This window comes from Streptomyces cadmiisoli, from assembly GCF_003261055.1.
Taxonomy (GTDB): domain Bacteria; phylum Actinomycetota; class Actinomycetes; order Streptomycetales; family Streptomycetaceae; genus Streptomyces; species Streptomyces cadmiisoli.
This window is the reverse complement of record NZ_CP030073.1, coordinates 605,022-626,816: the sequence shown is the minus strand read 5'-3', so window position 1 is coordinate 626,816 and position 21,795 is coordinate 605,022. Positions and strand designations below refer to the sequence as shown.

Genomic DNA, 21,795 nt, shown 5'->3' with positions numbered 1-21,795 from the left:
CGACACGATGCGCCGCCGATCCGCACCTCGGGGAGTGCGTGCCGACGCTCCCTACTTGAGGCCGCTGAGCATCACGCCGCGGATGTAGTACTTCTGCAGCAGCAGGAAGAGGATCAGGACCGGCAGGATGCTCAGGACGAGACCGGCCATGACGATCGGCATCGTGCGGGTCGGGTCCACGAAGTCCTGCAGGAACTGGATGCCGACGGGCAGGGTCATCACATCCGGGTTGGCGGTCGAGATGAGCAGCGCCCAGATGTACTCGTTCCACGCGTGGACGAAGGTCAGCAGACCGAGTGTCAGCACGACCGGCCTGGTCTGCGGCAGGACGATCCGCCACCACACGCCGAACTCGCCGGCACCGTCGATGCGCGCGGCCTCCAGGACCTCGTCCGGGATCGAGACCATGAACTGGCGCATCAGGAAGATGCCGAAGCCGTTGACGAGAAACGGCATGGCGAGCGCCGCGATGCTGACGGTCAGGCCCGCGCCTCCGCGCCCGAACAGGTCGTTGCCGCCCGCAAGAGGCCAGTGCACCAGGATCAGGAAGTGCGGGATGAAGAAGAGGAACGGGGGGAACATCATCGTCGACAGCACGAGCCGGAAAATGAAGTCCCGCCCGGGGAACCGGAGTTTGGCGAGTGCGTAGCCGGCGAGTGACGACGTGACCAGCACCGACGCGGTGATCACGGCGGTCGCGATGACGCTGTTGCGGAAGAGCACAGGCAGATCGAGCTGGTCGATCGCCGCCCGGTAGTTCGACAGGTCGAACGCGTCGGGCAGGAACCGGTACGGCAGCGTGCCGGCCTCACCGGCCCCCTTGAACGATGTCATCACCATGTCGAGGAACGGCACCACGGTGAGCACGGCGCCGGTCACGACCACCAGATACGACACCCACGGGAAACGGCGGCGGATCATACGTCCTCCTCCTTGCGCCGGAAGATCCACAACTGCGCCAGCGTGACCACGAGGACCACCACGAAGAGTACGAAGGCGGCGGCGCTCGCCGGGCCCCATTGGCCGTACAGGAAGGCCTGCCGGTACATCTCCAGGGCCGCCACGTTGGTCGCGTCACCCGGCCCGCCCTTGGTCATCACGGTGATCAGCGCGAACGACTGCAGGCCGCTGATGAACTGGGTGATGCACACCAGCAGCAGGGACGGCCGCAGCAACGGCAGCGTGATCTTCCAGAAGACCGCGACCGGCCCGGCGCCGTCGAGTGCTGCCGCCTCGTAGTACGACTCGGGGATGGACTTCAGCCCGGCGGTCAGTACGAGGACGGCCGAGCCGACCGAGCCCCAGGCGTGGACGACCACGACCGAGGGCAGCGCGGTGTCCGGGTCCTGGAGAAAGGCCACCGAGCCGAGCCCGAGGGTGTTGAGCACACCGTTGACGAGGCCGCCCGGCTCGTACATGAACTTCCACACATTGCCGACGGCGACCACGGTCGTCACGATCGGCAGGAAGTACAGGGTGCGCCACAGACCCTGGAACCGCAGGTTGTCGATGCAGGTGGCGACAACCACGGAGCCGGCGAGCGCGAGGACCACGGTGCCCAGGGCGAACAGCAGCGTATTGGTGAGGATCGGCGCCAGGAACGTCGAGCCGTCCGCGAAGAGGCTCGCGAAGTTGTCCGTTCCGACCGGTTGGATGCCACCGAGGTCGAACCCGGCCCAGCGGGACATCGACAGCAGCAGCGCGAAACCGAGCGGCAGGATCAGGAAGACGGCGAAGAACAGCAGCGTCGGCGCGAGGAAGAGATAGGCGACGACGGCTTGGCGGCGCCGGACCCGGGCGCGGCCGTCGACGACGGGCCCGGCAGAGCGCGTGCTGGGCGCCGCCCGCTCGGTCGTCGCCGGCGTCAGTGTGTTCACCATGAGCGCGACACCTCTCGATCGACCTGACGGCGGGTGGTGCGCAATGCCTGGTCGACCGACTGCTGACCGGTCCACAGCGCCTCGATGTTCTTGCGCAGCAGCGATTTGGCCTGCTGCGCGCCGGGCACATTCGGTTCCGGCACCGAATACGCGAGCGCGTCCAGGAAGGGGCGCAGGTTCGCATCACTGTGCGTGCCCAGGAGCCCGCGCATGTCGTCGGCGCGGCCGGTCAGGGAGCCGACCGACACCTGCAGAGAGCTCATCCGGGTCGCTTTCCCACCCTCCCCGGCGCTCTTGACCTTCACTTTCTCGGTGTTGAGCCAGCGCAGGAACTCCCAGGCCGCGCGTGGGTGCTTGCTCGCCGTGTTGACTCCCAGCATGAAACCCGTGGACAGCGTCGCGCGTTCGCCGTCCGCCTCCGGGAGGGGCAGCGGGGCGACACCGACGTCGCGGTAGTCCTTGCCCATCAGGGCCTTCAGGCTCCCGGTCCACCAGCCGGCGCTGACCACCATGGCCACCTGTCCGGACCGGAACGCCTTGTAGACATTGACACCGGGAGCGCTCGCACCTCTGACGACGAGGCGGTGCTCCAGATCGAACACAGCCCGTCCGGCCGGCGAGTCGATGGCGGTGCTCCTGCCGTTCTCGGCGACGAACCTGCCGCCGGCGGCGTTGAGCAGGGCGAGTGTCTGGCCGACGGTGGTGGAGTCGTCAGCGGTCGACAGCCCGAACCCCTGGACCAGGGTGTTGCCGTACCGGTCACGTTTGGCGGTGCGGTAGGCGGTCTCCTCCAGCTCCCGCCAGGTGCGTGGCGGGCCGCCGATGCCGGCTTCGCGCAGCAGCCGCTTGTTGTAGTAGAGGGCGTACGTCTGCACCTCGGTCGGGTAGCCGTAGACCTGGCCGCCCACCGAGGCGGCGTCGACCGAGGCCTTGCTGTAGCCGCGTGTGATCTCCTCGGCGTGCTCGCGCGGAGCGGGCCGCAGGACGCCGGCCTGGACCAGTTGGCCGTTCCACAGGCAGTACGGGTGGAGGATGTCGGCGCCCTGGCCCGCGGCCTGTCGCACCATGAACGTGGTCAGCAGGTCCGTGAACTCCACGGCCTTGGTCTGCACTTTGACCCGGTCGTGGTCGGCGTTCCACTCGTCGACCGGGCCTTGCAGGGCCTCCTTGAGCACTCCGCTCGCGTAGTGGGAGAGCAGAGTGAGGACGATCGGGTCCCCGGGCCGCCCGGTGCCCTGGTGCGAGGCGCACCCGGAAGCGAGCAGTGCCGAGGGAAGCGCAAGCGCGAAGTGACGCCGGCTCAGTCCGCTGGTGCGGCGGGCCGGCGTCATCGAGCGGCCGTCCGGCGCATCACGCGGAAGACGCGGGTCGTGGTGAAGCCGGTCTTGCGGTACATGTGGCCTGCCGGGGACTGCGCGCCGGTCCACAGGAACCACGCGGAGTGCGCCCGGCGGGCCCGCATCCTCTCCAGGACCAGGTGCAGGAGGACCTCGCCGAGTCCGGTGCCGCGCATCTCCTCCAGTACGCCGATCGGGCCGAACCGCTCGTCCACCGCGTCGAACGCGCCGTGCATCGCCCAGCCGATCATGCGGCCCGCCGGGTCCCGGACCACGACGATCCGGTCGAGCGGTGTGCCCGCGGCCAGACACGCCCGGATGGTGCACGCCCAGTCCGGACCGAAGTGGCTCCCGGCGAGGGCGAACAGATCCACCAGGTCGTCGTCGGACGGGGTGCCGAACCGGTAGCCCCGCGCCGTCAGTTCCTCCACGCGGCGTGCGACCTCCTCCGGGAAGCGATAGCCCACCAGACCGCGGTCCATCGCCTCCGCCTCGTACAGCGTGCGAAAACCCAGGGATTCCAGGAGCCGGGCCGCTTCCGGGTAGGTCTCGGCGTCCAGGCCGGGCAGGACGTAGTTCGGGGTGTACGAGGAGAAGTCCACCTGGGTGCGGCCGTGGCCGTGCAGCCAGGCGAGGGCATCGGCCAGCAGTCGGCGGCCGAGGCCGCGCCCGCGGGCGTCCGGGTCCACGAAGAAGAACGGGATCCAGCCCTGCTCGGGCTCCAGGTCGGTGCCGGTCATCGGCGTCAGACGGCGCACCGCGTAGGCCGCGCCGACGACACGGTCTCCGTCGACGGCGACCCGAAGACCCTCCGGATCGAAGTTGGTGTCGAGCAGCACCAGGGAGCGGAAGCGGTCCGCGGAGACGGAGTCGGCCGGCGCACTGCGCCGCCACACCTCCACCACCTGCGGTCCGTCGCCGGCGCGAAAGCCACGGATGTCGGTCCGTGATGTCGTTGTGCGATCGGTCATCGGCGGGGTTGTCCTTCCATGCACCGGTCAGGGACGGTGTCGAGCCTGACCTGCGGAGCTGCCGCGAACTGGTGTGGGACGCGCTGCGCCACGGCGACCAGGCTCGGGTTCATGAGGGCGCGCGGGCGTTGCGGCGGTCCGCTCCCGGCTGCTCGGCGGGGAGCCTCGGGGCTCGGCCCAGGGTGTCCGTGGCGGCGGTCGGTCTGCCTCAGCAGCCGCTTCCGTCAGGGGAACAGCAGCAGGTCACGTGGTGCGACAGCAGGCTTCAGGGGTATGGCGGCACGCCGACGCCGAGTCGGCGGCCGGTCGGCATCCCCAGCGGATCGTCGTCCGCGTCGACGGCACGCCGCGAAGGAACGGACCCCCACAGCGTCGAGCAGCGCGAGTGCGGACGGGCACAGGTCTGGCAGAGCTCCGGTGCGGTTGGTCACCGGGGTGGTTCGGCCGGGCCGGGCGGGTCCGGCGAGTCCGGGCGAGGAACGCAGTGGTGCGATCCCGGTTGTCACCGCGACTCGGTCGTTCGCCCTCATCCTTTGCCCCGTCTGCCAGTGACATCTCGAAGCTGCGGCAAGAAATCTACTGGTATGTCCTTTAGTTGCGCAATTAGTCATCGACGGGTCGTGTCGATGTCGGCCTGGATCCTGCCCTGGCGATCGGGCAGCGCGGCGCGGGTGAGGAGGGCCGGAGCACCTCCGACCAGGCCGTGGACCAGCGCGGATTGCTCATCGACCACCGCTGCGCCCGCATCCTCGAAGCTGTGGGCGTTGTCGATCCGGTGACGTGGCAGACGCCCCGGCGCGGGTCGAGGGGCGCGGCGGTAGCCCTTAGGGGTGGGGCGCCATCCGAGCGGTGCCGCCGCCGGCGTCCGCGGGGGCGAGCGCAGTGGCGACCGGATCAGGCCGGGGGCCCCGTCCCGCCTCGCGCAGCAGCGCCGCCCCCAGCGGGGTGAGCGTGTGCAGCACGTGGGCGGCCACGCGCTCGCTCGCGATGAGCCCCGCGTCGCGCAGGGCGCGGGTGTGGAAGCTGGCGGTGGTCGGCGACACCCCCGCCGCTCTGGCGGCCTCGGTCGAGGTCGCGCCGTGCGCGGACGCGAGCAGGACCGCCGTCCGTGTGCGTCCGAGCAGCGTGTCGAGCGCGGGTTGCCCGCCGCCGTCCGCCGCGTCGGGCGGAGCCTTGTGGAGCAGAGGGTAAACGAGCACCGGGGGGAGGCCGGGGTCCGCAAAGGTCACCGGGCTGTGCCAGATGAAGTAGCACGGCAGGAGGACAAGGCCCCGGCCGTTCAGATGCAGGTCCCCGCCCACCATGTGGTGCTCCACCTCCAGCACCGGGGGCCGCCAGTTCATGCGCGGCGCGAAGCTGGACAGCAGGCCCTCGGCGCCGCCGTCGAGGAAGGCGCGGGCCCGTACGGCCCGGTCGGCGTCGATGCGGGCCTGCATCTTCTCCTCGTACGGCTTTATGGCCGTCTCGTGGTACGCCCGCAGGGCGTCGGCCAGCATCCTGCGCTGCTCCGGCTCGGCGAGGCGCGGCAGCCAGGGGTGGTGCGCGGCGTCGGCGACCATGGCCACCTCGCGGAGCACGCGGTCCCGGGGTGTCGCCAGGATCGCCTCGAGGCCGGCCGACAGTCCTTCCTGGGACTCCGGGGGTGTCAGGAAATCGGGGTAGTACGCCGCGCGCGGGAAGGCGGGGAGGAGCAGGGACTTCACCGTGGGCGCGAGGCCGGACTCGGTCAGCCGGTGCGCCGCGGACCGGTACCAGGCGGAGTACGCCCACTTGCCGCGGCGGGTCTGGAAGCGATGCAGGCTCGATGCGATCTCCCACAGCGGGTCGGGGCGGGACGCCAGGCGCGTCCGGGCCAGATCGACCTCGGTGAAGTGGATCCGGAGCAATGAATTCCCCCTCGTGGCCTGCACACTTCGAGCCTGCTCGCAGAGTCTGGGGCCCGCCGGGGCCGGCTGACAAGATAGCCGCGTTCCGCATTCGCGGACGATGACAGAAGGGGGATTTCCGTGGAGCGACTGCGTGTCAAGGCGTTGCTGAGCGCGCTGACCATGACGGCGGTGACAGGTGTCGCATGGGTCGGTCTGGCGACACCCGCCCAGGCGGCCGCCACCTGCTCCTGGTACTCCGGGCAGACCGGGACTTCGTCCAACTGCGACAACAAGGACCCCGATGTCCTCGCCGCGTCGTGCGGCAACGACGGGCAGACGATCTACTCCACGCGCCTGAAGCGCAGCTACGACGGCGCCTTGAACGGTCCGTTGCTCGAGCTCCGCTACAGCTCGAGCTGCCGGACCGTGTGGGGACGCCTGACCGGCGCTTGGGGTACCGACGCCGACCAGGGCGGCTGCACCGTCACCGTGCACCGCAACTCGGACGGCCAGGAGTACTCGCGCAAGCCCGCGTTCGGGGCCACGAACGCCACCGTGTGGTCGAACACCGTGTATGACGCGGGCGTGACGGCGTACGTCAAGGCCCACTGCGACACGAGCCCCGGCTATCAGTACAGCGGGCAGACCGCCAGCTACTGAGAAGCCCTGTTGAACCGACCTTGGACCGGGGGGATCGAGCAGGGATCCAGGTCGGATGATGTTCCACGGTTCGCGGCATGACGGCAGGGCCCCTTGGCAGCTCGGAGGTGCGAACCGAACCGAGCAGTTCCGGGAGGCCCTGCTGTCGTGTTTGTGCGCGCGCACGCACCCTGACCCCGATACACCCGGTCTCCAACTCACCTACTGTGGACCCGAGTTGCCCTTGAGGGATGATGCGAAGGTGGTGCGGGCCACGGGTGAGTCCGGTAATTTGCTGGAGGTGTCTCGCGACCGTTGCCCGTCGTAGTACGCACGACGGTGAGGGTGTGCACTCAGGCGCGGCACTGTGCCAGGTACGTGCGCACCACCGACGGAGGGTCGTCATGAGCGAGTCCGAGCTGAAGCGGGTCCTGCACCCGTACCTGCGCAAAGAGACAGTCAAGGTGGCGCTCTCCGTGTACCTCGGCGCCGGGTGGCGCCGCGCGGTCCTCGGGGTGACCGAACGCCGGGTACTCCTGGTCAAGAGCGCCTATTGGTCGGTTCGGGACAAAGGGCTCCTGTGGGCCGATCCGCTCGACGAGGTGGCGCTCGGAGACAGGCCCAGAGAGTTGCACATGCAGGGCATGTACACCGGCAATACGTACGTTCGCGTTCGCCGTGCGGACGGCAGCACGTTCCGTCTGAATCCCCGTACGAACTTCATGGGCGGGGGTGACGGCACCCGGCGCAGTGTGGACAGGCTGTATGCATCGGTCGAGGGCCGCTTCTGATTGCGTCAGGTCTCGGTTTCCCGGGGATATGCGATTGCCTGCCTCTTGCAGGTGAGGGCGCTGAGGTCACGTCGGACCTGACGCGATGGTGCGGCGAGGCGTACGGGCGGGTCATGACGCCGTTCGGGGGGTGCAGGGTCGTTTCCGCGCCATCCGTTCGTGTGATGCGCGGATGCGGACCCGCTCAGCGGGCAGAAATGGCCGCGGCAACCTTCCCACCAGCAGAAAGACCGATCGATGCGTCGTTGCTCCGCCTTCACCGCCGTTCTCGGTGCCGCCTTGCTCCTCGCCGCCGTCCCTACGTCCGCATCAGCCGCGTCAGGCCAGTTCCGCTACGACTACGTGACCGTGGAGGGCAGCGAGGCCAGCGGCTTTCTCAACAACCCGCCCAGCGGCCAGTGCCTGAATCTTCCCGGCGTCGGCCAGGAGAACCCCCAGCCCGGCCATTCACCGAAGAACCGCACGGACGCCTGGGCATTGGTCTTCACCGAGCCGAACTGTGAGGGCGACTCCTTCACCCTGCGCCCGCAGACGGGCGGCGGGTCTGAGCGGCTGAAGGTGCGGTCGGTCATCTTCAGCTGACGCGCCGACAGGCCCCGGAGACTCGACCGTCCCCGGGGCCGAAGGGCCGCGGACGAGGGCGGTGACCCGTAATCGGGTTGTGCCGACGTGGGCGATCGGCTTGGGTTCGTGCTCATGACTGCCTTGAGCGATCTCGTACGTCCGGACCGCTATCCGCGTTCTTCCCGCTACGACCCCGCCTGGTTGCTCGACCTCGACATGGGGCCGAATCCGTTGTGGCTGCTGGAGGACCTCGCGCAAGACCTTGACCTACGACCAGGAATGCGCATTCTCGACCTCGGTTCCGGCAAGGGCGCCACGTCGGTGTTCCTGGCCCGCGAATTCGGCGTCCGGGTCGTCGCGGCCGATTTGTGGACCGCACCCGAGGAGGCGGCAGCCGTCTTCGCCGACGCGGGTGTGAGCCATGAGGTGGAGGCCGTGCGAGCGGAGGCGCACGCCTTGCCGTTCGAGGAGGAGAGCTTCGACGCCATCGTGAGCGTCGACGCGTTCGAGTACTTCGGAACGGCGGACAGCTATCTGCCGTACCTGGTGCGCTTTCTCCGTCCTGGCGGGCAGTTGGGCATGGCCACGCCTGCCATGAAGCGTGAGATCCGCGAGCTCGGGGTCATTCCGCCCCATATCAAAGAGGTGGTCGGCTGGGAGGCGATCGCCTGGCACACAGCGGAGTGGTGGCGCTTTCAATGGGAGATAACGGAGCTGGTGGACGTCACGTCCGCGAGGCTGCAGAAAGACGCCTGGCGGGATTGGCTGCTGTGGGCCCGGGCGGGGGCCGCGCATCAGCCCGACGGCGGGCGCATGAACGGGCCGGTCATCGACATGCTCACCGCCGATGGCGGGGAGCTTCTCTCCTTCGCTCTGGTCACCGCCCGCAAGAACTGAGGAGGCTGCGCTTTGTCAGCAGCTTTGCCTCTTCCGATCGTGATCCGGGGCAGGAACTGGTTGCCAGAGCGACCTGGACAGGGCCGACGGAAGTTGCGGCGACATAGAATACCGAACAGCAGGGACTGCGTCTTGTTGCTGAAGACTATTGATGGCTTCTCCCTATCAAGGGCGTAGACCACCACGCTCACCGGCAGGATCCGTGCGGGCTGCACCGAGCTTGTGATCGCCGGTCCAGCCATGGCTCAAGGGCGCCTGATATGGGTTGCCGCGCCTATCCGGAGAAGGAGAAATAGACTGGGCCTACTGTTCGGTTCGGGAGGAAACATGAACAACACTCCGGCCGGCGCGAGCGGCACCTTCCCGCTGGGTAATCTGACGCTCACCCGTCTCGGTTTCGGCTCGATGCAACTGACCGGCCCTGGTGTGTGGGGCGAACCGAAGGATCCCGAAGAGGCGGTCCGGGTCCTGCGCCGTGCGGTCGACTTGGGTGTGAACTTCATCGACACTGCCGACTCCTACGGTCCATTCGTCGCCGAGCTCCTGATCAAACGGGCTCTGCACCCCTACCCCGACCACCTGGTCATTGCGACCAAGGCCGGGTTCACCCGGCAGGGGCCGGACCAGTGGATCCCCCTGGGAAGGCCGGAGTATCTGCGACAGCAGGCCGAGCTCAGCCTGCGCCACCTCGGCGTCGACCGTATCGATCTCTTCCAGTTGCACCGTATCGACCCCACCGTGCCGCTGGAGGATCAGATCGGCGAGCTGAAGAAGCTTCAGGAAGAGGGCAAGATCCGCTACATCGGTCTCAGCGAGGTCGTTGTCGACCAAGTGAAGGCCGCGGCGCGCATCGCCGACATCGTCACGGTGCAGAACCTGTACAACGTAGCCAACCGCACGGCCGAGGACCTGCTGGACTACTCCACCGAGCAGGGCATCGGCTTCATCCCCTGGTTCCCGTTGGCCACGGGTGAGCTCGCCGGTCCGGAGGGCCCGCTCGTAGCGTTGTCCCAGCAGTACGGCGCCTCCCCGTCCCAGCTCGCCCTCGCCTGGCTTCTCAAGCGCTCGCCGGTCATGCTTCCGATCCCGGGTACGTCGAGCGTGGCGCATCTGGAGGACAACGTCGGCGCGGCAGCCATCCAGCTGGACGACGAGGCCTTCGAAACGCTGGCCGGGGCTGTCTGATCCGTATTACGCCCGCTCAACGGATTCAGCGCCGGGACCGGCTCATGCCGGGCGAGATATGGCGCGGATCATCACGGCGAGCACGGGTGAGGCCGGTGACGGCTGGCTGTGCCCGATGTCTTCGTATCCCCACGTTCGATAGAGGGCGTGCACTTTCCCGTCACCGGCTGCTGGGTTGACCATGAGCGTTGCGTACGACTCGTCGCGCGTGGCCAGGAAAGCGTCGTGCATGCGCCGGGCGGTTCCCGTTTTCCGCCAAGCAGGCCGTACGCCGATCTCCTTCAGAGCTGCGGCCGGACGGTTGGTGTACTGCTCCGCTGGTTCTGGGGCGGTGCGCTGCCAGTACCGGTCGCCGTGCTCGATGCGGTTGCCGTAGGCGTAGCCGACCGGATGACCGTCGGCGTAGGCAAGGACGACGACGAAACCGGGTTCGGCGCCGTGCCGGTCCAGACGTTCACCGAAAGCGGTGATCGCATAGTTCGGCAGGTGCAGCAGCGGAGTACGCACGTCGGCGTACACATTGATCACGTCGCCGCGGATTGGTTCCAGATCGGTGAAGGTACGCAGGTCGGTCGTGGGTGCCGTGGTCATGTGGCCGCCCTCCAGGCGTCGTGGGTGTGCGCGGTCCAGGTCTCCACAGCGGAGCTGTCCGACGCCTTCGCGCGCAGCGCAGCCCCGAATTCTTGCAAGAGGCGGGATACACGGGGGTGCTGGGTGGCGGCGTCGGAGGGGACCTTCATCGCAGTGGCCGTGGCCGCTTCGATGTCGCCCTGGGCCAGCTGGGCGTGCGCGAGGCGAGTGGTGGTGATGGCTTGGGACCGGCGCATGTGGGGCCGCAGGGCGGACAAACAGCGGTGGGCGTGGAACTCGGCAGTCGGGTAGTCACCGAGGGCGAGATAGGCGGAGAGCGCGAGTTGATCCAGCTCGGCCTGATCGTAGAAGGCGAGTAGCCACACTGGCCGGTAGTCGTCCGGGTTCGCACGTTGCATGGCGTCCTGCGCTTGATCGTATGCGCGGCGGGTGCCGGTGCGGTCATGCGCCGCACCGTGAATGGCTGCCTGCCGGGCCAGGCCGAGGGACGCGAACATTGGGTCACGCCGCGTGATGTGCAGTGTGCGCGCGACGTCGTTTGCGGCGAGGGCATCGGCCGGGCGGCCGATGTGCCTGAACATGGACCCAGCGTGGCTCCAGATGCGGAATTTGATTGCCTGCTCGCCCGACATTTCGGCGAGCGCTTGCGCCTCGCGCATGTGTGCCTGCGCGTCGCCGTAGCGGCGGCCGTCGATCGCCGCCCACATCGCGGACGAACGAAAGGAAGCAGCGCAGGCGTAGAGGTTGCTGCGCACACGTTGGGTCGCGCTGCCGGCGTTCTGAAGGTTCAGCGCTTCGTCGGCCAGCGCGGCAGCTCGCTGCTCGATACCGAGCTGACCACCGTAACGGTGGTCGCTTGCAACGATCTCAGCGAAGCGCCGCTGCAGGCGGTCGACGTCGCTCATACCGATTCGGCGGGGTGCTGCTGGGCCGGGAGCTGCTGCTGCGACTGCGACAGCGATGCCGCCGACGAGGGTGCGGCGCTTCATGTCGGGGTCCTCCTGCGGTGCGGCTGGGTTGGATGGAGCCCGGTCCCGTGGTTTGAACCCCAAGGCGGTTGCGTGTAAGCCGGTGACTTCTTCAAGAGCCCTGCGGGTCGCCGATTTGGGCCATCGGACTCGGCCCGCCTTCCAGTCCCGGACCGACGAGCCGTCCAGCCCGCCAAGCCTTCCGGTCAGTCGCTCAACTGCCCCGTTCACGGCTTCAGCCAGACTGTTGGAGCTGTATCCGTGCTCGTCCATCCACGCTTCAAGAGCTTCGTTGCGCGTGGTGTTCATATACGCACCGTAGCCTCCTGCCGTCCAAGCGTGAGGTAAAGCAAACGTCAAATCGCCCTAGGTCGTCGCGTCGGATGCGGGCCGCATCGCCCTAACCAGCAAGTTGTACGGGGGAGTTGTCTATACAGCGGCCAACCGCTTCTCGTACGGGAGGCCGTCGTCGGCTCTGTCCACTCCCCGTCTGCAGCGGAGGGTCGGACGGAGCGCCGAACCGACCGCGAGCGCGAGGTAAACGACTATGACAACTGCCCATCTCTCAGCATCGGGGTGCACTCGTCGAAGTGCCTTAGGTGCCGGCGAATCCGCTTCGTCAACCTTCGATTTGGCGGAACGTACATCGGACATCCATCAACCGACCGAGTGCGCGCACTCGGCTGAAGTCCTGGCGAGCATGTCCTTCGAGATCTCCGGGCCTCGGGCGCGTGATGGCGTCGCTGAAAGGGGCGCGCGCCGTGTGCGGATGGCCCGACGGGCGACGGCCGCGCTGCTGTGCTTCCGCGGTCTGGATCGCCTTGTCGACGACGCCACGCTCATTGTCTCGGAGCTGGTCACCAACGCGATTCAGCACAGTGGGGGCGTACGTGTCACCTTCACCATGACGGTCCGCGACGGTTTCCTGCGCCTTGCCGTGCTTGATTGCATGCCCGGCCAGCCGATCGTCCAGGACGCCGCTGGTGACGCCGAGCGTGGTCGCGGCCTTCTGATCGTCGACTGTCTCGCAGCCGCGAACCGCGGCACCTGGGGCACCAACGAGGACGGCACTGAGGTTTGGTGCAGCCTTCGCTTACCGTCCCGGGAGGACTCGTGATGTCCCCGGCAACCCTGGCGGGGTCTACGCGTCATACCCCGCAGTGGTCGCCGCCCCTCCAAGGTGCCGAGCTGGACCGCGTCCTGACGAAGATTCGGCGCTGGACCCCGTTCGACGGAGACGCGCTGCTCGACGACATCGGGGCTGTGCTGGATGACGTCGTACCGAACGAGGAACACATCGAGGAGTTCGCCCGACGGCTTCGCGGTCACCTCATGCAGCTCGTGAACATCGCCGTCGCTGCCGGGGCCGAGGAGGACATCACGGCGGCACAGCTCATCCGGCAGGCCCGCGTGCTGCGTACTGCCGAGGTGCCGGGCGACCGCTGGAAGGCCGTCGGCCACCTGCGGCGGATGGGCTGGACGCTCAGCGAGCTGCATGAACGGCTCGTGGCAGTCAAGTGCCTCAGGGAGGCGGCGTGATCGTCCCTCCGCTGCCCTACAGCCCGCCCGGAGATTCGAAAGAGAACAACGGTTTGTCACGCGCCTCCACCGAACCCGGCATGGTCCCCTTCGTCACCCAGCGGCAAGGAGAGGAAGCCGCCCCGGACAACCTCACGATCGTGCCGCACTCCGCGGGTCCGCGGTTGTACTACCTGGACGAGGACCCCAGGGACCGGCCGCTGCGTGGTGTGCTGTGGGCACGGTGTGCGTTCAACCCGGTGGACGACCGCCATATGCCGACGGGTGTCCCGCAGTGGAAGCTCATGCACCCGTATCGGCAGATGCTCACGATGCTGGGCCTGCGCTGCCAGGTCTGTGCGGAACCGGCCCGAACCCCTGCGGGGTGCGTCTTCCTGGCCGGTCCGCAGGACCAGGACCCCACACAGACCACGATCTACACCAATCAGCCCCCTGTATGCGTCAAGCACGCCCGCGCTGCCGCCGCGCTCTGCCCGCACCTGCAGCAGGACCCGATGGTCTTCCTTGCCCGGAGTGCCCCCTTGTACGGCGTTCACGGGGCGATCTACGGCCTCGACGCGCGGAAGGAAGTGCACGTCGTCGAGCGGCCGGACCACGTACTGCCCTTTCACCACCCCGACTTGGCGACCGTGCTCGCTTCCCAGCTCATCCGCCGACTCAGCGTCTTCCGCGTCCTGGGTATGGGGGAGTTGCGGCGGGAGCTGGCCGCGGGCCGCGCACAGACCGTGTCCGGCGGTACCGCCACGCCGTAGCATCGCGGCCTTTGCCTGCGCCGCGGATGCGTAGGGCAAGGGTCCGTGGGTCGACCGGGGTGACTTCGTTGCTCGTGGCCTCTCCTTGCTGAGCCGGCAATTCCGGACGGATGCATTCGGGGACTCAGGAGGCTTCCCGCCGCAGAGCGTCCCGCAGCCGCAGCAGCTCGCGACGGCGGGAGTTCGCCCGGACGAGGAGGAGTCCTGCTGCCGCGACGAGCGTGAGCCCGGCCAGGGCGGTGGCCAGTGCCTCGGCCGTGGAAGCGCGTGCCGCGGTCAGTGCGGTCCCGGCCACGCCGGTCACCACCGCGGCCACGAGCGCGAGCCGGGCCCCCAGGACCCGGTCCCGGGCGAACAGCGGTCGGCGTCTGGTCAGCACCCAGCCGGCGACGGCGGCCCAGGCCAGCCCGATGGCGATCAGTCCGGCGAAGGCGGCCTGGGTGCGCGTGGGAAGGGGATGCGGCTCGGTGGCCCACAGCACCGCGATCAGTGCCGCCGTACACCCTCCCGCCAGTCCCACGGCCACATGGCGCAGCCGGGCGCCCAGCGAGACCTCCGCCGCCAGTGCCCGCTCGAGTTCGTCGGGCACATCCCGATGTGCCGCGGGGTTCTGCTCACTCATGCCCGTATCCCCTCTCCGCGAGAACGCTTCGCAACATGTGGCGCGCGCGGTGCAGCCGGCTCTTGACCGTGCCGGGCGGTACGCCGAGCACTTCCGCGCAGGTGGCCAGAGACAGATCCTCCAGGTGGAACAGGATCAGCACTTCACGTTCGAGAGGTGGCAGCCCGTTGAGGCCGGCTTCCACCTGCATCGTGGTCAGCACGCCGCTGAGAGGGTCGTCCACGACGGCGTCCGCCTCCTGCACGGAGGTCACTGAAGCCTGGTACGCCTGCCGCAGATGGTCGGCGACCGTGCGCCGAGCGATGGTGAACAGCCACGGGGCGAACCGCTCCGGCTGTCGCAGGCGCGTCAGTCCGCGTACCACGGCGACCCATGCGTCCTGAGCGAGATCGTCCGCGAGGTGCGGCGAGCCGACCATGCCCCGCACGTAGCGCCACAGCGGGGCGTGCCAGATCTGCACCAGCTCCTGGAACGCTGCGCGTTCCCCCAACTGGCAGCGCACCACCAGCAGCCCTTCGCATCGCCCGTCGCCGCTCACCGCACCTCCCTGCCTCGCGCCATGTATCACCGAGACAGTCGGCATTCGAGGCAGAAAGGTTCACACGACCCGGGTGACCGACCGGGGCTGCCGCGTATCGCGTGCAAGTGGCCTGGTCCAGGTCCGCGGCTTCTTGACCGCCGCCGACGAGCATCGGCCGGACATCGTCACCCCACGGCGCAAGGTGATCGAGATCCACCGAGCAGTTGCCGTCGCCGCATCGCCTGTCCCGGGCGCGGGCCGATCAGGCGGACCCTACATTCAATGACTTGCGCAATCAAGTACTTTACAGCGCTTCTCCAGGGTGATCGGATCTGGCCGATCATCAACTCTGGAGACGATGTGCGAATATCTTCCACTCGAAGATCTGCAGTGTCGGTCGCCGCAGCCCTTGTCGCCGCCCTGGTCACCCCCGCGACGGCGCCCGCTGCTGCCTCTTCCCAGCCGGCCACGGCCATCCCGGTCGAGTCCGGCGGCGTCCCACGTGATCCCGTCACGGTCACGCTGGTCACCGGTGACAAGGTGACGGTCGATCAGGGACCCGCGCGAACAGCTCCCATGGTGGATGTGGAACGTCCACCGGGAGCCAAAGGCTCGGTGCGTATCACGACCGAGGGCGGAGACACATATGTGTACCCCGACGAGGCGGTGCCCTACATCGCCACCGGCCGACTCGACAAGCAGCTGTTCAACGTCACACAACTGCTGGCGCAGGGGTACGACGACGCGCACACCCGCGCCCTCCCGCTGATCGTCACACGTGCCGAAGGGGCCTCCGCCCGAGGTGGTGCAACGGAGCTCTCCGCCGTACTGCCCGGGGCCCGGACCACCCTCAGGCTTCCCTCCGTCGACGGCGAGGCCGTCCGGGCCAGCCGGCCGAAGGCCGCGGCGTTCTGGTCCGCCCTCATCGGCACCGCCGCCGACGGCAACGCCGCATCGGCAGGCGGCCGGACCGCAGGCACATCGGACGCACGCCCCGCGCCGCGATTCGCCGCCGGCGTCGACAAGGTCTGGCTCGACAGCAAGGCCGAGGCGACCCTGGCCCACACCACCGCCCAGGTCGGCGCCCCCACCGCCTGGGCCGCCGGAGGCACGGGCACGGGGGTCCGCGTGGCCGTCCTGGACACCGGGGCGGACACCACCCACCCCGACCTGGTGAACCGCATCGTCGCGTCCCGCAGTTTCGTCCCCGGCGATGACGTTGTCGACCGCAACGGGCACGGCACCCACACCGCTTCCACCGTCGCCGGAACGGGAGCGGCCTCCGACGGCAAGGAACGAGGAGTCGCCCCGGACGCCGACCTGGTCGTCGGCAAGGTCCTCGGCGACTCCGGGAGCGGGACGGTGTCGGGCATCATCGCCGGCATGGAGTGGGCCGCGCGCACCGAACACGCCAAAGTCATCAGCATGAGCCTGGGCGTGAGCGGCTGGCACACCCAGGACGACCCGATCAGTCAGGCCGTGAACCGACTGACCGCGGAGACGGGCGCCCTCTTCGTCGTCGCCGCGGGCAACGACGGCCCCGGTCCCACCACCCTCGCGGCGCCGGGTACCGCGGATGCGGCGCTCACCGTCGGGGCCGTGGACGGATCCGACCGCCTCGCCGAGTTCTCCAGTGCCGGCCCGCGCCTGAACGACGACGGACTCAAGCCCGACTTGACCGCGCCGGGCGTGGACGTCCTGGCGGCGCGCTCGCAGCACATGCCCTGGGGCGAGGGCTACTACCGCCCGGACAGCGGCACCTCCATGGCGACGCCGCACGTCGCCGGTGCGGCCGCCCTGCTGGCCCAGAAGCACCCGCAGTGGAGCGCGCGGCAGATCAAGGACGCGCTGATGAGCACGAGCGCGCCCACCCCCGATCACAGCCCTTACCAGGCGGGCGCCGGCCGGCTGGACGTGGGCGCCGCCTACCGCCACGACAGGATCATCGCGACCGGCTCGGTGGACGCCGGGCTCGTACCGTGGTCGCCCGGAACCCGACCGCAGCCGATCAAGCGGAAGATCACCTACACCAACACCACCGACCAGCCCGTCGTGCTGGACCTCACCGTCGACCACGGCGACTCGCCGGCGCAGACGTTCACGACAGCCGCACGACAGATCACGGTGCCCGCGCACGGCACTTCGGCCGCGGAGGTCGTGGTGAACCCGCAAGACCTCGCGGCGGGCCAGTACGCCGCCCAGGTCACGGCCCGCCACGCGACCGGGGCCGTGCACACGGCCGTGGGAGTCTCCGTCGAATCCGAGAAGTACGCCCTCACCATCCACCTCAAGGACCGCTCCGGCCGGCCCGTGAGCGGTGAGGTCGAGATCAGGAGCGCCGACGGACGCTCCACCTACCTGTGGATCCCGGACGGCAAGCTGACCAGCCGTTGGGCACCCGGGTCGTACACACTCGTCTCGCTGCTGGACGTGCGAGGCGTCCACGGCCCCCACTCCCTCGGGCTCGCGGTGCTCACCGCGCCCGAGGTCGACCTCACCACCGACCGGACGGTCGAGTTCGACGCCTCGCGCGCACGGCAGGTGAAGGTGGCGACGCATCGGCCGAGCACCGTCGCGCACGCCCGGATCGACCTCTACCGCTCCTTCACGTCGAGCACTCCCACGCCCAGCGACGGGAACGCCCTGCGGGAGCGGATCCGGCCCTCCTCGGCCTACGACAGCCTGTGGGCACTGCCGACCGAGGAGAAGGTGAAGAAGGGCAGTTTCGTCTTCGCCACCAGGATCCGCGCCGAACAGCCACCGCTGCGGATCGCCCACCGCGACCTGCGCCTCGACGACGCCCTCGTGCAGCCCGGCTCCCGGCCGATGCCCGAAGGGACCTCCCGCCCGGAGGCCGTCTTCGCCGGTACCGGTTCACCGGCCGAGTACCGCGGGCTGTCCGCCCGCGGCAAGGCCGTGGTGGTCCGTCGCAGTGACGCCGTCGCACCCACCGACCGGGCGAAGGCGGCACATGCCGCCGGAGCGGCGATGCTCCTGGTGGTCAACGACGGGGCCGGCCGCGGCAGCGACTGGTACGGCGACCCCGACGGCGTGTCGGCCGGGCGGATCCCCGTCGCCTCGACGACCAGGGACCAGGGTGATGACCTGATCGAGGAGATCACCGCCGCCGCCGGGAACCGGATCCGCCTCGAGGTCGAGTCGCACCCGGCCCCGCGGTACCTGTACGACCTGGCCGACTACCACGTCGGGGGAGTGCCCCAGGACCCCTCGGCGACAACCGATCCGCGCGACCTGGCCAGGATCGACCAGGAGTTCACGCCGCCCGGCGGCAGACAGGTCACCGAAACGCGGCTCGACCTGCCGTCGTACGACTACCCGCCGTACAAGGGTGGGTCGCCCAACTCGCTCCCCGCCGACGTCGCCGCCCCCGGACACCGCACCGACTGGGTGACGGCGGGAGACGGCGTCACCTGGCAGCAGAGTGCCGCACTGGAGGGCTGGGGTTCCTCGAACACGGACCAGCTGACCTACCGGCCGGGCAGTGTGCACAAGGACCGCTGGTTCGGGCCCATCACCCGCCCACGCCTGATCAGCAGCGACATTCCGTACCGCGGAGAGAGCGCCATGAGCGCCTACGTCCAGGGGTTCGGCGACGCGGGATCCGCCCACAGCGGCGGCGCGGGCATGTACCAGGCGATCTCGCTCTACCAAGGTGACCGGCAACTGGCCAAGGCCGAGGGCTGGCCCACGATCGGCGCGGGTGAACTGGCACCCGAACGGCTTCCCTACCGTCTGGTGGTCGACACCAAGGGTGACAGCGACCTGACGCCCTACTCCACCACCACCCGCACGGAGTGGAGCTTCACCTCCGGCGCCGCGGAAGGCGTGCAGGCCATCCCGCTGGTCCAGCTCGACTACGCCACGGAGCTGGACGCCGAGGGACGGGCGCAGCGGAGAACGGACCTCGCCATCACGCCCGTCGTGGTCGGCAGCGACGCCGCACAGGACGCGCCCACCTCACTCCGGCTGGACATCTCCTACGACGACGGCGCGACCTGGCAGCGTCAGAACCTCAAGGAGAAGAAGAGCACCTGGCACGCGTCACTCGACGCCCCGCGACACGCGGTCCATGCCTCCATACGCGTCACCGCCAAGCAGCGCAACGGCGGTGGCGTCACCCAGACCGTCATCCGCGCCTTCGGTCTCGGATGATCCCGGTGATCGGGCGATTCGAGGTCCGACTTCGCACGGATCCTGCCTAGAGGTGGAACGAGGCCGGACAGACCGCTGCTTCGCCTGCGTGGGAGGCAGCGGTCTTGTCGTTCCTCGGTGTCAAGGGGCAGCCACAGCGACGACGCCCGCGACGCGTACGACCACGACCCCCAGGGCCACCAAGTGGTCCAGGAGGCTCACGTCGACCTTGTCATCGCCGTCCGGGGCCGACTCCGCGTACTCCTGGATCTCGGCGCGCAGACCGGCGGCGGTCATCGGGCCCTCCCCGAGACGGCGCAGGACGAACTCCTCCGCACGGCTGAGGGGGTACAGGGCCGAGGCCGCCCTGTCGACGGCGATGGTCAGCGTCATACGCGACACCTCGAAGACGGGGCGCGCGTCCTGCGTGGCGGGGTCGTCGAAGTGCACGGCCCCGGAGTTGGCCACATGGACCCGCTGCAGCTCGCAGTCGGTGGACAGGGCGACCGTCGCCTCGTCGGGCACCGCCGCCGACGGGGTCGCGGGTTCGCCTGCGGCGGCGAAGAACCGGCGGAACGCGTCCGGGGCCACATCGGCGTTGTAGAGGATGTCCTCCGGCACGTCGATCAGGGCGACCTCCGGGTAGAGGCGCTGGATCCGTTCCATGGCCGCCGCGCCGACCGACACCTTCTCCGGTGCCGTGTGCCGGAAGTCCAGGTGGTACCAGCGCTTCTTGGGGTCGCCGAGGACGACGATCCCGTACTTCTCGGGGGTGTCGGCGATGGGAGCCCCCTTGAGCAGCCTGAACGTGCCCACGTCCGCCCGGGCGATGACGTGGCGGTGGTCGCGGACGAAACGGTAGGTGTCGTCCGCCTCCTCCGCCGTCTCGGACGGGAAGCCGCTGAACACCCCGGCCTCCACGGAGATGCCCGCCGAGCTGCACATACGCAGGATGTCCGACATACGCTGCCGGTCGGTCCCCTTGACCATCGCCTTCAGTACGCGTTCGTTGGCGCTCTCCATCCCCATGTACAGGCGCACGCAGCCTGCCTGGCGCATGGTGGCGAAGAGTTCGTCCGTCATGCCCTTCTCGAAGCGGGCCACACCATGCCATTTGATGTCGGTGCCGCGGGAGATCAGGGCTTCGGATATCTGCTTCAGGTGCAGGGGCAGCATGACGTCGGACTCGAACGAGAACACGTCCTCGCCGGTGGCCTGCCGGATGGTGGCGACGTCCTCGGCGAGGAGCTGCGGCGAACGCATCCGGTACGGCGTCATCTTGATGAACGCGTAGTTGCAGAAGGCGCATTTGTTGAAGTAACAGCCGCGTGTGGGCATCAGGCAGATGATGCGCTTGGGCGCGAAGTAGCGGTCCATCGGCATCATCGTGAAGTCCGGTGTGGGCGACCAGTCCAGATCGAGCTGGTAGTGGTCGTCGAGCTGGCTGACGACCCCGCCGTCCACGTACCGGACCATGTTGGCGACGGCGCCGAGGTCGCGCTTGCCGTGCAGCGCGTCGACGAAGTGCAGAAACGTCTCGTCAGCCTCGCCGACGAAGAAGGAGTCCAGCCAGCGCCCGAACCGTCCGTCCGCCATCAGCACCTCCTTGCCCCAGGTGATCACCGGGCCGCCGAAGGTGAGGTGGATGTCCGGATCCGCCGCGCGGATGCGGTCGGCCAGGATGAACGCGGGGATCAGCTGGGAGAAGTACGGGACGGAGATGCCGATCACCTTCGGGGCCGCGGCAAGCAGCGAGGGAACGGTGGTCGTCTCGAAGTACCGCGCGAGCGGGCCCGCGTCGGTTCGGACGGCTGCTTCGATCTCCTCGTAGGAGTCGTATGAGCTCGGCGAATACGAGTACTTGCCGAACCGGACCGTCGGGTGCGATGCCGAGAGCAGGTCGCCGGCGAGGTGGAACAGGCGCTTGGCGAACAGGAGCTTCATCGGGTCGTAGAAGTCGACCGGGTCGCGCAGGATGGCGCGCGCCGCGTCGATGTCGGCGATCACTTCGGCCGCCGTGGCGCTGGTCCGGCCGGGGACGTCCTCGCGGTGCAGCGCCTCGGCCAGTGCGTCCGGTCTCCAGAGGTCGTCGAACGCCTCGAGGTTCACGTCGCGCAGCGACACATCCTCGTAGCCGGCCCGCTTCAGGACCGCGCCGAGCAGCGGCAGAGCGCCGTACGGCAGCGAAGGATCGGCGGCGGGGGGAAAGACGATCGTGATGTTCACGAGGTGCTCCGCGTCGGCTAGAAGGGCTGAGACGGAGGCACATACCCCGGGGTCGGAGCGTAGCCCACGCGCTGCGCCGGGCCAACTGCCTTGATCTTGCTCGTTACTGAAGCGAGATTCAGTCAACCCCGCGGCCCGCGCGCCGCTTTCCATGGTCGTCAAGATCTTGTGGGAGCGCTTCCGGAGGTGGAACCATGTGCCTCCGCACGCGGGGTCGGGAATGGACAGGCCGGCGTACGGCCGAGGGGATTCGGCCTGCGGCGGGAGGGCGAGCGGGGACCGGGGGTTGGCGG

20 protein-coding genes are annotated in these 21,795 nt (G+C 68.9%); 9 read left to right on the top strand and 11 right to left on the bottom strand.

Annotated elements, in window-relative coordinates; all coding sequences use genetic code 11:
- Positions 1-51: 51 nt before the first annotated feature.
- The 6 genes from DN051_RS02650 to DN051_RS02625 all read right to left on the bottom strand — a co-directional run bounded on the left by DN051_RS02650 (position 52) and on the right by DN051_RS02625 (position 6,074).
- Positions 52-921 (bottom strand): carbohydrate ABC transporter permease, encoded by an 870-nt coding sequence (locus DN051_RS02650; protein WP_112437844.1) that lies wholly within the window; start codon positions 919-921, stop codon positions 52-54.
- Positions 918-1,880: a carbohydrate ABC transporter permease gene (locus DN051_RS02645; protein WP_112437843.1), complete on the bottom strand. Its 963-nt coding sequence runs from the start codon at positions 1,878-1,880 to the stop codon at positions 918-920. Before DN051_RS02645 ends, DN051_RS02650 begins: the two co-directional genes overlap by 4 nt.
- Entirely contained in the window at positions 1,874-3,211 is a 1,338-nt protein-coding gene (locus DN051_RS02640; protein WP_199314860.1) for an ABC transporter substrate-binding protein, read from the bottom strand. Before DN051_RS02640 ends, DN051_RS02645 begins: the two co-directional genes overlap by 7 nt.
- A complete protein-coding gene (locus DN051_RS02635; RefSeq protein WP_112437842.1) occupies positions 3,208-4,188 on the bottom strand; it encodes a GNAT family N-acetyltransferase in 981 nt (326 codons plus the stop codon). Before DN051_RS02635 ends, DN051_RS02640 begins: the two co-directional genes overlap by 4 nt.
- Before the next feature lie 607 nt (positions 4,189-4,795).
- A complete protein-coding gene (locus DN051_RS47215; RefSeq protein ID WP_281289054.1) occupies positions 4,796-4,921 on the bottom strand; it encodes a hypothetical protein in 126 nt (41 codons plus the stop codon).
- Positions 4,922-5,012: 91 nt separating this feature from the next.
- On the bottom strand, positions 5,013-6,074 hold the full coding sequence (locus tag DN051_RS02625; RefSeq protein ID WP_246040871.1) for a winged helix-turn-helix domain-containing protein: 1,062 nt from the start codon (positions 6,072-6,074) through the stop codon (positions 5,013-5,015).
- Positions 6,075-6,194: 120 nt separating this feature from the next.
- On the opposite strand from DN051_RS02625, the gene DN051_RS02620 reads away from it, so the two are divergent.
- From DN051_RS02620 to DN051_RS02600, 5 genes are all read left to right on the top strand, one after another.
- Positions 6,195-6,716, top strand: a complete 522-nt coding sequence (locus DN051_RS02620) for a DUF2690 domain-containing protein (RefSeq protein WP_053758959.1) — start codon at positions 6,195-6,197, stop codon at positions 6,714-6,716.
- Positions 6,717-7,099: 383 nt separating this feature from the next.
- A complete protein-coding gene (locus DN051_RS02615) occupies positions 7,100-7,486 on the top strand; it encodes a hypothetical protein (protein ID WP_112437841.1) in 387 nt (128 codons plus the stop codon).
- Positions 7,487-7,723: 237 nt separating this feature from the next.
- Entirely contained in the window at positions 7,724-8,068 is a 345-nt protein-coding gene (locus tag DN051_RS02610; RefSeq protein ID WP_053758957.1) for a hypothetical protein, read from the top strand.
- A 114-nt stretch (positions 8,069-8,182) separates the two neighbouring features.
- A complete protein-coding gene (locus DN051_RS02605; protein ID WP_053758983.1) occupies positions 8,183-8,947 on the top strand; it encodes an SAM-dependent methyltransferase in 765 nt (254 codons plus the stop codon).
- A 327-nt stretch (positions 8,948-9,274) separates the two neighbouring features.
- Positions 9,275-10,132, top strand: a complete 858-nt coding sequence (locus tag DN051_RS02600) for an aldo/keto reductase (RefSeq protein ID WP_112437840.1) — start codon at positions 9,275-9,277, stop codon at positions 10,130-10,132.
- Between the two features lie 42 nt (positions 10,133-10,174).
- Here the strand turns inward: DN051_RS02600 and DN051_RS02595 are convergent, their stop codons facing one another.
- Positions 10,175-10,723 (bottom strand): GNAT family N-acetyltransferase, encoded by a 549-nt coding sequence (locus DN051_RS02595; RefSeq protein WP_112437839.1) that lies wholly within the window; start codon positions 10,721-10,723, stop codon positions 10,175-10,177.
- Positions 10,720-11,964, bottom strand: a complete 1,245-nt coding sequence (locus tag DN051_RS02590; RefSeq protein WP_484420472.1) for an NsdA family TPR-like regulatory protein — start codon at positions 11,962-11,964, stop codon at positions 10,720-10,722. The genes DN051_RS02595 and DN051_RS02590 overlap by 4 nt, the downstream gene beginning before the upstream one ends.
- 427 nt (positions 11,965-12,391) lie before the next feature.
- On the opposite strand from DN051_RS02590, the gene DN051_RS02585 reads away from it, so the two are divergent.
- The 3 genes from DN051_RS02585 to DN051_RS02575 are packed head-to-tail and all read left to right on the top strand — an operon-like array spanning position 12,392 to position 13,982.
- Positions 12,392-12,808 carry an ATP-binding protein gene (locus tag DN051_RS02585; RefSeq protein ID WP_112437837.1) on the top strand — a complete coding sequence of 139 codons (417 nt, stop codon included), beginning with the start codon at positions 12,392-12,394 and terminating at the stop codon, positions 12,806-12,808.
- On the top strand, positions 12,808-13,230 hold the full coding sequence (locus DN051_RS02580) for a DUF6415 family natural product biosynthesis protein (protein WP_112437836.1): 423 nt from the start codon (positions 12,808-12,810) through the stop codon (positions 13,228-13,230). Before DN051_RS02585 ends, DN051_RS02580 begins: the two co-directional genes overlap by 1 nt.
- The gene (locus DN051_RS02575; protein WP_246040870.1) at positions 13,227-13,982 is read left to right on the top strand and encodes a hypothetical protein; all 756 of its coding nucleotides are present in this window, start codon (positions 13,227-13,229) and stop codon (positions 13,980-13,982) included. Before DN051_RS02580 ends, DN051_RS02575 begins: the two co-directional genes overlap by 4 nt.
- A 124-nt stretch (positions 13,983-14,106) precedes the next feature.
- Here the strand turns inward: DN051_RS02575 and DN051_RS02570 are convergent, their stop codons facing one another.
- Both DN051_RS02570 and DN051_RS02565 read right to left on the bottom strand, forming a co-directional pair.
- Positions 14,107-14,604: a transmembrane transport protein gene (locus DN051_RS02570; RefSeq protein WP_112437834.1), complete on the bottom strand. Its 498-nt coding sequence runs from the start codon at positions 14,602-14,604 to the stop codon at positions 14,107-14,109.
- Complete coding sequence (locus DN051_RS02565) at positions 14,597-15,142, bottom strand: RNA polymerase sigma factor (protein ID WP_112437833.1); 546 nt, start codon at positions 15,140-15,142, stop codon at positions 14,597-14,599. Before DN051_RS02565 ends, DN051_RS02570 begins: the two co-directional genes overlap by 8 nt.
- 597 nt (positions 15,143-15,739) lie before the next feature.
- Between DN051_RS02565 and DN051_RS02560 the strand changes: the two genes are divergently transcribed.
- Positions 15,740-19,297 carry a S8 family serine peptidase gene (locus DN051_RS02560; RefSeq protein ID WP_246040868.1) on the top strand — a complete coding sequence of 1,186 codons (3,558 nt, stop codon included), beginning with the start codon at positions 15,740-15,742 and terminating at the stop codon, positions 19,295-19,297.
- Between the two features lie 120 nt (positions 19,298-19,417).
- Here the strand turns inward: DN051_RS02560 and DN051_RS02555 are convergent, their stop codons facing one another.
- Positions 19,418-21,502: a B12-binding domain-containing radical SAM protein gene (locus DN051_RS02555; RefSeq protein ID WP_112437832.1), complete on the bottom strand. Its 2,085-nt coding sequence runs from the start codon at positions 21,500-21,502 to the stop codon at positions 19,418-19,420.
- Between the last annotated feature and the right edge of the window lie 293 nt (positions 21,503-21,795).